This is a genomic window from Sorangium sp. So ce394, assembly GCF_051474665.1.
Classification (GTDB): Bacteria; Myxococcota_A; Polyangia; order Polyangiales; family Polyangiaceae; genus Sorangium; species Sorangium cellulosum_D.
In genome coordinates this window covers 6881495-6893833 of record NZ_CP150339.1, presented here as the reverse complement: position 1 = coordinate 6893833, position 12339 = coordinate 6881495, and the positions used below count along the sequence as shown (strand labels likewise).

Sequence of the window (12339 nt, the reverse complement as noted above, 5' to 3'; positions counted from 1 at the left end):
GACGACGTGTGCTTCGAGGCCTGTTTGGCGTCACGGTCGCGCTCCCGTTCCTGGAGACCTTCGCGCCCCGGCGCGCGGCGGCCGGCACGGGCGACGTGCCGCCCTTCGCGATCTTCATGCGCCAGGCGAACGGCGTGGCGCAGGCGACGAACGACGAGCCCGAGATGTTCTGGCCGAGCGAGACGGGCCCGCTGTCGAAGGAGTCCCTCGAGCGGGACAGCGACCGGGCGGTCAGCGAGCTCAAGGACTACGCGGGCCAGCTGATCATGGTCCGCGGCGTCCAGTTCGCGTTCCCGGGCAACGGGTGCGGCCACTCCGGCGGCGGAAACCAGTGCCTGACGGCCGCGCGCGTGTCGGACGATCCGTCGGGGAACGAGTCGCTCGCGATGGGCGAGTCGATCGACAACCGCATCGCGACCGAGCTCAACCCGGCGGGCGTCGAGCCGCTGACGCTCTACGCCGGCAGGATGGCCGGCTACATCAACGAGGTGCTCTCGTACCGCGGGCCGAAGCAGCTCCGCGCCGCCGAGCGCAACCCGTTCAACGCGTACAAGAAGCTCTTCGGGCTCGCCGACGTGGGCGCCGAGGCCCAGCAGGCGCTGGCCGAGCGGCGCGCCAGCGTCAACGACCTGGTGCGCGGGGAGATGCGGGCGCTCATGGGCCGCAAGGACCTCAGCAAGAGCGATCGCGAGCGGCTGGAGCTCCACTTCGACAGCATCCGCGACCTCGAGGCGGCGCTCGCCTGCGAGCTCCCGCCGGAAGAGGTCGCCGAGATGGAGGCGATCTCGCCGAACGTCGGCCGATCCGAGAACGTGGAGACCGTCACCCGCATGCAGATGGACATCATCGCGCTCGCGATGGCGTGCGGCGTGACGCGCGCGGCGACGCTCCAGGTGGGCGACGGCAACGACGGGACCGAGTACACGATCCACGGCGCGCGGCAGAAGAGCTACCACAAGATCTCCCACCGCATCGACAGCGACGGCTCCGAGGGCCCGCCGATCGAGGGCGCGCAGGAGCTGCACCACCAGATCGACCGGATCCACGCGCGGATGTTCAAGCACCTGCTCGACCGGCTCTCGTCCTACAAGCTCGGCTCGGGGACGCTCCTCGACCGCGGCGTGGCGGTGTGGCTCAACGACAACGCCGACAAATACCACTCCTACCGGAAGGTCCCGTACATCCTCGCCGGCGGCGCCGCGGGCTACCTGAAGACCGGCCAGTTCGTCGACATGAAGGTCACGAACAACAAGCTGCTCAACACGATCGGCGCGGCGGTCGGCTGCAAGAACGGCCAGGGCGGCCCGCTCGACGATTTCGGCGACGAGAGCCTCGAGGGCGGGCTCATCGATCCGATCGTCGCCTGAGCGCGCGTCGCCCCGGCGGGGGCCCGCGAGGGGGGCGCCCGCCGGCCGTTCAGCTGAGGAGCTCGACCTGGACCTCGACGGTCGTCTTCTGGCCGCCGCGGAGCAGGTCGACCTTCACCTTCTCGCCCGGCTTCTTGCCGTCGAGGGCGTTGTAGAGCGCGTCGTAGTCGTCGACCGGCGCGCCGTCGATCCCGACGATCACGTCGCCCAGCGTGAGCCCGCGGTCGCCCTCGGAGAGGCCGCGCAGGCCCGCCTTGTCGGCGGGGCCGCCGGGGACGACGCCCATCACGATGACGCCGCGGATGCCGTTGCGCCGCTCCAGGCGGTGGGCCGGGTCGAGCTGGATGCCGAGGCCGACCGTCTCGGCCTTGCCGGTCTTGATGATCTGCGGGACCACCCGCGCGATCGTCGTCGAGGGCACGGCGAAGCCGATGCCGGCGGAGGTGCCGCTCTTCGAGTAGATCATCGTGTTCATCCCGATGAGGTGCCCGCTCGAGTCGAGCAGCGGGCCGCCGGAGTTGCCGGGGTTGATGGCGGCGTCCGTCTGGATCATGTCCCGGATGGTCACGCCGCCCGCGCCCTCGACCTGGCGCCCGAGCGCGCTGATGATGCCGGTCGTCAGGGTGTGATCGAGGCCGAACGGGTTGCCGATGGCGATCGCCTTCTGCCCGACCTCGAGCGGCTCGCGGAGCGGCGCGACCTGGATCGGCTTGAGCATCTCCTTGGGCGCGTCGATCTTGAGCACGGCGATGTCCTTGCGCGGCTCGACGCCGACGAGCTTCGCCGGGAACGTCTTCTCCCCCTGGAGCTGGACGACGAGCGACTGCGCGTTGTCCACGACGTGGAAGTTCGTGACGATGTGCCCGTCCGCGTCCCAGACGAAGCCCGTGCCCGAGCCGGCGGGCACCTCGACCGCGGTGCCCCAGAAGCGGTCCACGACGAGGCGGCGCTGCGTCACGAACACCGTCGCGGGCGCGACCTCGCGGAACACGGAGATCGTGTTGCGTTCGTCCTCGATGAGCGCGTTCTTCGACGGCGGCGTGACCGGCGGCGGCATCGTCTGGAGCGTCGCCGACGCCGTCGGCGCGGCGGGCGCGTCGGGGGCCGTCGTGGGGCTCTGCGACGGGCCGCCGGGGCTGGGCTTCCCCTTGCATCCAGGGGCGGCGGCGAGCGCGGCGACGGCGAGGAAGGCGGGGAGTCGGGCGTGGCTGCGGTGGCGCATGCGGCGCAATCTAGCCTGACCTCGGCAAGGCGTCTCCCCTGCGGCGCGCGCCGCCGGGAGGTGCGGCGGTCTGCCGCGCGCAACGGATGCGCGGGCGGACGTCCCTCCGCGTCGGCGGAGGAGAGGAGCGGATCCGAGATGCAAACCGGCCAAGTTGCGGTAGAGGTGGCCCTGACGGATGAAGCCCATGACGCCAACTTCAACGAAACTTCAGACCACCCCCCCGGCCGCGAAGGAGCCCGTCAAGGTGCTCCTGCTCGAGAACATCCACCAGAGCGCCCACGAGCTCTTTCGATCGCGGTCGTTCGAGATCGAGACGCGTAGCTCCGCGCTGAAGGAGGACGAGCTCATCACCGCGCTCGAGGGCGTGGACATGCTCGGCATCCGGAGCAAGACGCACGTCACCGCGCGCGTCCTGGAGAAGGCCCCCAAGCTGCTCTCCATCGGCTGCTTCTGCATCGGCACGAACCAGGTCGACCTCGACGCGGCGAACCGCCGCGGGGTGCCGGTGTTCAACGCGCCGTTCAGCAACACGCGCAGCGTCGCCGAGCTGATCATCGCCGAGTGCGTCATGCTCGCCCGGCAGCTCGGCGACCGGTCGCGCGAGGTGCACGCCGGCACGTGGAAGAAGGTCTCGAAGGCCTGCTACGAGGTCCGCGGCAAGACGATCGGCCTCATCGGCTACGGCCACATCGGCCAGCAGCTCGGCGTGCTCGCCGAGGCGATGGGGATGCGGGTCGTCTACTACGACATCGCCCAGAAGCTCCCGATGGGCAACAACCGCCCGCTGCCGACGCTGGAGGCGCTGCTCGCGGAGGCGGATTACGTGTCGCTCCACGTGCCGGCGACGCCGGAGACGCACAACATGATCGGCGCGGCCGAGCTCGCGCACATGCGCAAGGGCTCGTACCTGCTCAACGCGAGCCGCGGTTCGGTCGTGGTGATCCCGGCGCTGGCCGAGGCGCTGAAGAGCGGGCACCTGGCGGGCGCGGCGATCGACGTCTACCCGGAGGAGCCGGAGTCGAACTCGGACGGCTTCCACACGGAGCTGCAGCGGCTGCCGAACGTGATCCTGACGCCGCACATCGGCGGCTCGACCGAGGAGGCGCAGGAGGCCATCGGCCGCGAGGTGTCGCGCGCGCTGACGCAGTTCGCGACCACGGGGGCGACGACGGGCGCGGTGAACTTCCCGAACGTGGAGCTGCCGCCGCTCAAGGGCACGCACCGCATCCTCAACGTCCACCGCAACGTGCCGGGCGTGCTCCGCGACGTGAACCGGATCGTGTCGGACGTGAACGCCAACATCGACAGCCAGGTGCTGTCGACGGACGCGAACATCGGGTACCTCATCATGGACCTGTCGCAGGACGTGTCGGCCGAGGTGAGCCGGCGGATCGGGGCGCTGGAGACCAGCCTCCGGACGCGCGTTCTTTACTGAGGAGCGGCGGGGCGCTGCCGCGGGCTGCCCGGCCGCCCGCGGCCTGCGGCTGAGTCGATGGGGGGATCGCGGAGGCGATCCCCCTCAGGCCGGGGCCTCGACCCGGTCCCGCGCGCGCCGCGACGCCGGATCGTCCCCTGCGAAGACGAAGGCGAAGGCGACGAACGCGGCCCACAGCGCCGCGAGGTGGTAGAGCATCGCGACGCCGCCCGAGGCCTCGTAGATGGCGCTCGACACCGGGGGGCCGAGGAGCATCCCGGCGGCGTAGAAGACGTTGTAGATCGAGTTCGCGCGGCTGTAGTCGCGCGGCGCGGTGACGACGCCCTGGAGCGCGAGGCTGAGCGGCGAGATCGACGCGAGCGTCGCCCCGGCGACGAGCACCGCCGCGCACATCACGTCGTACCGATCGAGGTACACGAAGCCGAGGATCATCAGCGTGCCGATCGCGCCGAGCGCGCGCATCAGGGACAGGTGGCCGCGGCGGTCGCCGAGCCGGCCGAAGACGTTGGTGAAGGCGAGCATGCCGGCCGCGAAGTAGGCGGGGATCTGGATCGTCTGATCGCGCGTCACCCCCTTCGACGCCATCAGGTAGAGCGGGAGGAACAGCACGACCGAGGCCTGGAAATAGCCGTAGGCGAAGGTCGCGAAGCACGCGGTCTTGATGCGCCACAAGATCGACGCGGAGGAGGCCGCGGGCTCCGCGCCGGCCGCCGCGTCGGGCTCCCCGTGCGCCGCGGAGATGCCCGGCAGGTCGCGGTCGAGGCGCGCGAGCACGAGGACCGCCGCGATCAGCGAGATGACGCAGGAGAGGAGGAACGCCGCGCGCATCGAGGAGAGCGCGAGGATCGTCGGCGCGCAGAGCGGACCGAGGACGTAGCCGAGCGCCATCGAGATCGCGTAGATGCTCGTGATGAACGCCTTGTTGTCCTTGTCCGAGCGGGCCAGCAGGATCGTCTCGCAGCTCACCCAGATGCCGACCGAGCAAGCCCCGTCGAGGAAGCGCACCGCGGCGATCGCGGCGAAGCCCGGCAGGAGCGGGAAGGCGCCGATCGCGGCCGCGTACCCGGCCAGCGAGAGCACCAGCGTGGTCTTGGCCGAGAACCGGCGGATGAGCGCGTCCATCGGCAGCGAGAGCAGGACGATGCCGAGCGCGAAGCACGACGCGAGCAGCCCGATGTCGGTCTTGGTGAACCCGCGGTCGTTCAGGAAGACCGCCGTGAGGGAGATGGCGATGCCGTAGGCGAGGCCGAGAAGGAAGATAGCGCCGTAGATGAGCCAGATATTCCGATCGGGGATGCGGCGGAGCATGATCGCCCGGCAGGTTCGATCGGCCGCTCCGCCGTGTCAAACGGGTCCATGGCGGCGAAAAGCCGCTTCGACGCCGCTCCGCGGGCTGGCGCGCGCGTGCGCGACGACGGCAGCGCGGCGCCGCCGCCGCGCTGACGCGCAGGCTTCACCGCAGGAACTCGAGCAGGAGCTGATTCACCCGCTCCGGCCGGTCGTACAGCACGCCGTGGCTCGCGTCGGGGATGCGGGCGAGTCGCGCGTTCGGGACCAGCTCCGGATCCGGCGCGGCGAGCTCGGCGCCGAGATAGCGATCGTGCTCGCCCCAGATCACCAGCACGGGGACGTCGACGCGGGTCGGCTTGGAGAGCCCGCGCAGGCTGCCCGGGCGGAACATCGCGCGGTAGTAGTTGATCGTGGCCGTGAGCGCGCCCGGCTGCGACCACGACGCGACGTAACGGGCGAGATCGTCGTCGCTGAGCGCGCCAGGGCGCTGCGGATCGTTCTTCAGCGCCGTGCGGAGCAGCGCGTAACCGCTCCTCTGGGCGATCAGCTCGGGGACCCTCGGGAGCTGGAAGAAGAACATGTACCAGCTCTTGCGGAGCTGCCGCGCCGTGCGGAACCCGGCGAGCAGCTTCTGGGGGTGAGGACAGTTGAGGATGACCAGCCGCTCGAGGAGCGCGGGATACCGCATCGCGAACGTCCAGGCGACGCCGCCGCCCCAGTCGTGGCCCACCACGGCCGCGGCGCGCTCCGCGCCCGACGCCTCGATGAGCGCCGCCACGTCCGCGGTCAGCTCGTCGATCGCGTAGGCGCCGACGCCGCGGGGCTTGTCCGAGAGGTTGTAGCCGCGCATGTCCGGCGCGATCACGCGGTAACCCGCCTCGACCAGCGCGGGGATCTGGTGGCGCCACGAGTACCAGAGCTCGGGAAAGCCGTGGAGGAGCACGACCAGCGGCCCCTCGCCCGCCTCGACGTAGTGAAGGCGCACGCCGCTTCGTTCGGTGAACCGGTGCGATAGCTTGGATTCGTCGAGGATCATCGTCTCCCCTTTCTTCAGGACGGCCGCGGGGGCCGATCGCGCGCTGGACGGCTGGTTGTTGGCACGTGCTAGCGGCCGCTCGAGGCTCCGGGAGGGCGAGCGCCTCCCGTCGAGCGACGGCCGCGGTTCTATCACGACGGGCCGCCGCCCCGGAGCGCCGCCAGGATCGCGCGCCGGCGCTGGCGGGTGAGGGGCTCTGGAGAGGGCCTGAGACGGCGCCTTGTGTCCGGGTCGGAGCTCGTCTGCCGCTCAGGCCGGAGGCATTCGGCCGAGCGGGCGTGGCGGCGCGCTCAGACGTCGATGATCTTGCCGGGGTTCATGAGGTTCAGCGGATCGAGCACCCGCTTGATAGAGCGCATGATCGCGAGCTCCTCGGCCGAGCGCGAGTAGGGCAGGTATTCCTTCTTGAGCAGGCCGATGCCGTGCTCGGCGGAGATGCTGCCGCGGTACTTCTTCACGAGCGTGAAGATCGCGTGATCCGCCTCGTGGGTGCGCCGGAGGAACTCCTCGCGCGTGAGGCTGTCGGGCTTCATCACGTTGATGTGGAGGTTGCCGTCGCCGATGTGGCCGAAGAGCGCGATCTCCCACCCTGGATAGCGGGCCTCGAACAGGCTCTCCAGCTCGGAGCAGAAGCCCTCGAGCTCCTGGATCGGGAGCGACACGTCGTTCTTGTGCGGCAGCCCGGTCGCCGACAGGCTCTCGCTGATCCCCTCGCGGAGCGCCCAGAGCTCGGCGGCCTGCGCCCCGTGCTGCGCGAGCGTGCCGTCGGTGACCAGCCCGCGCTCGAACAGCGAGGTGATCCACGCCTCGAGCGCCTCGGGCTCGCCGCGCTCGACCTCGATGAGCACGTAGTAGTCCGACGGCGCCGAGAGCGGCACGCGCACGTTGCGGTGGCGGCGCAGGCGCGCCTGGCACTTCTCCGTGAAGAACTCGTAGGCCATCACGACGAACGGCCCCATCCGGGCCTCGCGGAACAGCGCGAGCACGCCGGCGAGGTCCGGCACCGCGAACAGGAACACGTTGAGCCCCTCGGGCACCCGCGTGAGCTTGAGGGTCGCCTCGGTGATGATCCCGAGCGTGCCCTCGCTGCCGATGAAGAGCTGGCGCAGGTCGATCCCGGTGTTGTTCTTCTCGAGCGCGCCGTTCATCTCGAGCACGGCGCCGCTCGCGGTGACCACGGTGAGCCCGAGCACCCACTGGCGCGTGAGGCCGTAGCGGATGACCTTCACGCCGCCGGCGTTCGTCGCGATGTTGCCGCCGACCTGGCTCGACCCCTTGGAGGCGAAGTCGACCGGCCAGGTGAGCCCGTACGGCGCGACGTGCTGGTGCACCGCCTCGGTCACGGCGCCGGCCTCGACGTGCACGGTCGCGCCGAGCACGTCGACCGGGCCCATCTTGCGCATCCGCTCGAGCGACACGACGAGCTCGCCCCGCGCCGCCACGGCGCCGGCCGCGAGCCCGGTGCGCCCGCCCGAGGGCACCACCGGGACGCGGTGCTCGGCGCAGAGGCGGAGCAGCCGCGAGACCTCGTCGGTCGAGCGCGGGAGCGCGAGGGCCGAGGGCTTCGGCTCGTGGACCTTGGTCCAATCGCGGCCGAACGTCGCGAGGTCGGACGCGTCGGTGGAGAGGAAATCCGCGGGAAACTCGCGCTGGACGGCCGCGAGGAAGTCGCCGGGGAGGCCGGGAAGTGGGGTCATGGCCGGCTCGGTACTGCGGCGTGGCGGCGAGGGCAAGCGGCCTTCGCGGCTCAGCCGACGTCCGGGATCTCGCCTCGGAAGTGCACGCCGACGAGCTGCACGGTCGCGCCCACCGCGCGGAGGGCGGCGGCGAGCGCGTCGTCGTCCTCGACCGTGACGAGGAGGGCCTCGGGGGCGCGCGGGGCGTGGGCGCGGATGGCGTCGAGCAGGGGAGCGGCGAGCTCCGGCGCGGCCACGCGGAACGGAAACGCGCCGGGGACGAAGGGGTCGAAGCTGGCGTACCCCAGCGGGGCGGCGCCCGGCGCCGCGGGGTCGACGAGGCAGAGGAGCGCGAGGCCGCCCCGGCCGCGCGCCTCGGCGGCCTGGCCGGGCAGCAAGCCGAACGCCGCCTCCACCGCGGCGTCGTCGGACGGCTCCGCCGGGCGGGCGGCGACCGGGCGCGCAGGGCGCGGGAGGCGGGCCGCGGCGTCCCAGGCGAGCTGGAACGTGGTCAAGGTGTAGACCTGCTCCATGCCGGCGCTCCGGTAGAGCCGCACGGCGGCGGTGTTGTCCGGCTTGACGTTGAGGCACCAGCGCGCGCAGCCGCGGCCGCGGAGGTGCGCGGCGACGGCGCGCATGACGACGGCGCCGATCCCGCGGCCGCGGTGGGACGGCGCGACGACGACGTGCCGCACGTAGCCGAACTCGCGCAGCGGCTGGACATAGGCGTAGGCGACCACCTCGCCGTTCTCCTCGAAGAAGAGGGTGTCTTTGGCCAAGGCGCTCTCCCAGCGCTCGCGCGGAAGGACGGGGTTGTCGATGCCGAGCTCTACGAACAGCCGCGCAAAGTGGTCATAATCCGCGGGGCGCGCCGCGCGCGCGACGAGGCGAAGCATGGGGCGAGCTTACATTCCGGGGCGCCGCGCGTCCCATGGATCCCGGGCGCGAGCTGCTCGCCGCGCGGCGCTGCTCGCGGCGCTCGCCTTCGCGCCGGCCGCGTGCGACGGCGCGGCCGCCGGGGCGCAGCGCGCGGCCGACGGCGGCGGCGCGGGCGGCGCCACCTCGGCCGGCGATGTGGCCAGCAGCAGCGCTTCCGGCCGGGGCGATGCTGCCGGCGGGGGCGACGCTGCCGGCGCGGACGGCATTTCCGGCGGGCGCGACGCGAGCGGCAGCGGCGACGCTTCCGGCGGGGGCGATGCTGGCGGCGACGGAGGCGGCGGGGAGGGCGGAGCGCTGAGCTGGGAGCCGGTCGAGACGGACTGGTGCTCCGCGAGGTGGATCGGCCTGGACGAGCACACCTGTTTCCACGTGCCGGAGACCGCGCCCCGCGGCGCGCCGGTCCTTTATGTGCTGCACGGGGCCATGGCGCCCGACACGCTGCCGGTGGCCCTCCAGGCGATCGCGGCGGAGGCCGCCGCGGCGCTCGGGGTCGTCGCGGTGTTCCCGCGGGGGAGGCCGGGGCTCTGCACCTGGGATCCGTCCGTCGGGGCCCATTTCTGCTGGCCGACGCGCCGCGAGACGGTCGACGCTGCGGCGCCCGCCCTGCTCCAGGAGTGGATGAGCGCCGAGGCGCGGATGGCGCGGATCCTCGGGGGGACGTTCGGCCGGCGTTACGTCATGGGCTTCTCCAACGGGGGCTATTTCGCGAGCTATGTGGCGCTGGAAGGCCTCGTCGCCGTCGACGGCGCCGGGCTCGTCGGCGCCGGCCGGATGGTCATCGAGGAGCACCTGTTCTCCCAGGAGAGGCCGCCGATCTACATCGCCGTCGGCGGGGAGGAGCTCGCCTCCACGGTCGCGAGCGCCGAGAACCTGGCCGACGTGCTCACGCAGCACGGCTGGGAGCACGAGCTCGTGGTGCACCCCGGGCGCGGCCACGAGATCCGCGCCGACGACTTCGCGCTGGCCTGGAATACCTGGGTCGCCGTCCCCTGAGCGCGCCGGCCGACGCCGCTCGCCAGCCCGCTGCGCGTCGCGAGCGCCGGTCCGACCGCAGCGCTGGGGCGCGTGTCGCGAGGCGCCCGGAGCGCTATTCCCGAGCACCCTTGGTTACATGACCGCAGAGGAGATGGGCTGAGCGCGCCGGGCGGGCGGCGCGGATCGCCCGAGAACGGTGAGCACGAGTATGCTGTCGTCGCCCATCGCCCCACCTTGCCGGCGAGGAGGCCTCGAATCGTCGGAGACGCCTCGTGAGGCGGCCCGCGCCGAGAAGTCCACCGCTCGCGAAAGGCGTGTATTCCGTGGCTCGTCGCGCCGCGCGAGGGCGCCGGCCGCGGCGAGCCGCTGTGCGCTGCGCGCGCCCCGAAGCGCCTTATCTGCCCAGCGATCCGGCGCGGGTGAACGGGCCTCGATCGCCGCGCTGTGCGCTGTTTAGGATTGTCGGTTTATCGCAGCCTCTCGCCCGCCGCGCGCGCCGCCGGGCGGCAGCCTGTGCACACCGGCTCTCGGGCATGAGCGCTGCTCTCTGCGACCTCCGACTGGCCTGACGGCCCGCGGATGTCGCGGGTCGTGGAAGGGGGAGAAATGGTCGAGCTGATGAAGAGCAGGTGGATGCATGTTGTGATGGCGATGGCCGCCCTGACCGCCGGCTGCGCGGCGGGCGAGGCGGGCACCGACGAGACCGACATGGACGAGGCCGAGGCCGTGGAGGTCGAGGAGACCTCGCAGGCGCTGTGCGGTTCTCTGAATCCGCGGAGCTGCGGCTGGGGCGGCGGGAACTGGGGCGGCGGGAACTGGGGCGGCGGGAACTGGGGCGGCGGGAACTGGGGCGGCGGGAACTGGGGCGGCGGAAACTGGGGCCCGGGCTGGAACAGGCCCTTCAACAAGCCCTGCGGCTGGGGCGATTGGGGCGGCTCCTGGAGACCGCCGTTCAACTTCGGCAACTACAGCCCTGGCTTCGGCGGCGGCTACGGCGGCTACGGCAGGTGGTAATCCCCCGTAGCCGGCGCAGCGAGGCCAAGGCGAGCTCCGGTCCCGCGCCACGGCGCGGCCATCGCTCGCGGCCTCGTGATGGCGCCGCTCGCGGCCCGGCGTCCGAGCCGCGGGTCGCCTGAGACGAGTCGCCGAGGGCCTGGCCGCCGGGAGCCCGCTGTACGCGCGCTGCTCCCGGCGGCCGGGCGCCTGAAATCTGCGATTCCGCCACGGCCGTGCGCTGACGGCTGCGTTGCACGGCACCCCACGTGATGCATTTTGGGACATCGCCGGCTGGCGTGGATGAGCTCGGCGCCCGCGTCGAGAAACTGCCCAGCTCGCAGCACACCCCGGCGCAGATGGCGCGTCCACGCGCGGCGTCTGCGCCCGCGCGGCCGGCGGTGAGCCCGCTCGCGGCGCCGCGCAACCCCCGGCGCCTGCGACAACCGAGCTCGTCGGCGCGTCGCCGCATTCCGGATCGCTTCTTGCTCCGGTCCGCTGCGCGCTGACGCGCCGCCTGCCGAGATCCGCGCCGGCGTCCTCTGAGGAATCCTCCCCATGATGCGCTTTGCGACACCCGTCTCGCGTTACATGACCTGCGCAGTCATCACGGCGCCCGACACCACCCCGCTGCCCGAGGTCCACCGATTGTTGGGGGAACACGCAATTTCTTGCGTACCGATCCTCGACGCGGCGTCGCGCGCGGTCGGCGTGCTCTCTCGCACCGACCTGCTCCGGCTCGGCCGGTTCGAGACGAAGACGAACAGCCGCGGAATGCTGCTGACCTTGCCCGATGTCCCGGCGCGCGACGTCCTGCGCCCGGGGATCATCACGGTCGGGCGCACGACGCTGGTCGTCCAGGCGGCGAGCGTGCTGCTGAAGCACCGCATCCACCGCGTCTTCGTCCGCGATGGCGACGCCTTGACCGGGGTCTTCAGCACGAAGGATCTCCTCCTGGCCCTGGTCGAGGCGCGGGAGGCGACGCCGATCGCCGAGCTCATGTCGGCCCCCGCGTACACGATCCCGCTCGACGCGCCCCTCGCGCTCGCGGCCGATCGGCTCACGACGGCGCAGGTGAGCGGGCTCGTGGTGGTGGACCCGGACGGCTGGCCGGTGGGGATGTTCACCCAGACCGAGGCGCTGCTCGCGCACGGCGTGCTCTCCGACTCGCCGGTCGAGGACGTGATGAGCCCAGCCATGGTCTGTCTCGACGTCCGGACCCCGCTCCACCGGGCCGCCGCCGCCGCGCACGCGGCGCAGGCGCGGCGCGTCCTCGTGGTGCAGGGGCGGCGGCTCCGCGGCGTGCTGACGGGCCTGGACTTCGCGCGCGCCGTCGCCGGTACGGGCCTGATTTCCACCGCCGCGAGGTCCAAAGCCGGCTAGCGCCGCCCGCCAGGGGCCCG

The 12339-nt window shown here is 72.2% G+C and carries 10 protein-coding genes; 5 read left to right on the top strand and 5 right to left on the bottom strand.

Annotation, left to right across the window (positions count from 1 at the left end; genetic code table 11):
- Positions 1-8: 8 nt before the first annotated feature.
- A complete protein-coding gene (locus WMF33_RS25115; protein ID WP_437322211.1) occupies positions 9-1367 on the top strand; it encodes a DUF1552 domain-containing protein in 1359 nt (452 codons plus the stop codon).
- Positions 1368-1416: 49 nt separating this feature from the next.
- On the opposite strand, the gene WMF33_RS25110 is transcribed toward WMF33_RS25115, so the two are convergent.
- Positions 1417-2589 carry a S1C family serine protease gene (locus WMF33_RS25110; RefSeq protein ID WP_437322210.1) on the bottom strand — a complete coding sequence of 391 codons (1173 nt, stop codon included), beginning with the start codon at positions 2587-2589 and terminating at the stop codon, positions 1417-1419.
- Positions 2590-2767: 178 nt separating this feature from the next.
- Between WMF33_RS25110 and serA the strand changes: the two genes are divergently transcribed.
- Positions 2768-4027: a phosphoglycerate dehydrogenase gene (serA, locus tag WMF33_RS25105; RefSeq protein ID WP_437322209.1), complete on the top strand. Its 1260-nt coding sequence runs from the start codon at positions 2768-2770 to the stop codon at positions 4025-4027.
- An 84-nt stretch (positions 4028-4111) separates the two neighbouring features.
- On the opposite strand, the gene WMF33_RS25100 is transcribed toward serA, so the two are convergent.
- From WMF33_RS25100 to WMF33_RS25085, 4 genes are all read right to left on the bottom strand, one after another.
- Positions 4112-5335 carry an MFS transporter gene (locus tag WMF33_RS25100; protein ID WP_437322208.1) on the bottom strand — a complete coding sequence of 408 codons (1224 nt, stop codon included), beginning with the start codon at positions 5333-5335 and terminating at the stop codon, positions 4112-4114.
- A gap of 145 nt (positions 5336-5480) precedes the next feature.
- Complete coding sequence (locus WMF33_RS25095) at positions 5481-6353, bottom strand: alpha/beta fold hydrolase (protein ID WP_437322207.1); 873 nt, start codon at positions 6351-6353, stop codon at positions 5481-5483.
- Between the two features lie 290 nt (positions 6354-6643).
- Complete coding sequence (locus WMF33_RS25090) at positions 6644-8050, bottom strand: FAD-binding oxidoreductase (protein ID WP_437322206.1); 1407 nt, start codon at positions 8048-8050, stop codon at positions 6644-6646.
- A 50-nt stretch (positions 8051-8100) separates the two neighbouring features.
- The gene (locus WMF33_RS25085; protein ID WP_437322205.1) at positions 8101-8925 is read right to left on the bottom strand and encodes an N-acetyltransferase family protein; all 825 of its coding nucleotides are present in this window, start codon (positions 8923-8925) and stop codon (positions 8101-8103) included.
- Here WMF33_RS25085 and WMF33_RS25080 point away from each other — a divergent pair.
- From WMF33_RS25080 to WMF33_RS25070, 3 genes are all read left to right on the top strand, one after another.
- On the top strand, positions 8924-9961 hold the full coding sequence (locus WMF33_RS25080; protein ID WP_437322204.1) for an alpha/beta hydrolase: 1038 nt from the start codon (positions 8924-8926) through the stop codon (positions 9959-9961). The genes WMF33_RS25085 and WMF33_RS25080 overlap by 2 nt on opposite strands.
- A gap of 588 nt (positions 9962-10549) precedes the next feature.
- On the top strand, positions 10550-10957 hold the full coding sequence (locus WMF33_RS25075) for a hypothetical protein (protein ID WP_437322203.1): 408 nt from the start codon (positions 10550-10552) through the stop codon (positions 10955-10957).
- A gap of 540 nt (positions 10958-11497) precedes the next feature.
- Positions 11498-12319 carry a CBS domain-containing protein gene (locus WMF33_RS25070; RefSeq protein ID WP_437322202.1) on the top strand — a complete coding sequence of 274 codons (822 nt, stop codon included), beginning with the start codon at positions 11498-11500 and terminating at the stop codon, positions 12317-12319.
- Positions 12320-12339: the final 20 nt, after the last annotated feature.

Bases quoted from the DNA above. Each gene is read 5' to 3' on its own strand.
- WMF33_RS25110 (WP_437322210.1), bottom strand. From the start codon at position 2,589: ATGCGCCACCGCAGCCACGCCCGACTCCCCGCCTTCCTCGCCGTCGCC.
- serA (WP_437322209.1), top strand. From the start codon at position 2,768: ATGAAGCCCATGACGCCAACTTCAACGAAACTTCAGACCACCCCCCCG.
- WMF33_RS25100 (WP_437322208.1), bottom strand. From the start codon at position 5,335: ATGCTCCGCCGCATCCCCGATCGGAATATCTGGCTCATCTACGGCGCT.
- WMF33_RS25095 (WP_437322207.1), bottom strand. From the start codon at position 6,353: ATGATCCTCGACGAATCCAAGCTATCGCACCGGTTCACCGAACGAAGC.
- WMF33_RS25090 (WP_437322206.1), bottom strand. From the start codon at position 8,050: ATGACCCCACTTCCCGGCCTCCCCGGCGACTTCCTCGCGGCCGTCCAG.
- WMF33_RS25080 (WP_437322204.1), top strand. From the start codon at position 8,924: ATGGGGCGAGCTTACATTCCGGGGCGCCGCGCGTCCCATGGATCCCGG.
- WMF33_RS25085 (WP_437322205.1), bottom strand. From the start codon at position 8,925: ATGCTTCGCCTCGTCGCGCGCGCGGCGCGCCCCGCGGATTATGACCAC.
- WMF33_RS25075 (WP_437322203.1), top strand. From the start codon at position 10,550: ATGGTCGAGCTGATGAAGAGCAGGTGGATGCATGTTGTGATGGCGATG.
- WMF33_RS25070 (WP_437322202.1), top strand. From the start codon at position 11,498: ATGCGCTTTGCGACACCCGTCTCGCGTTACATGACCTGCGCAGTCATC.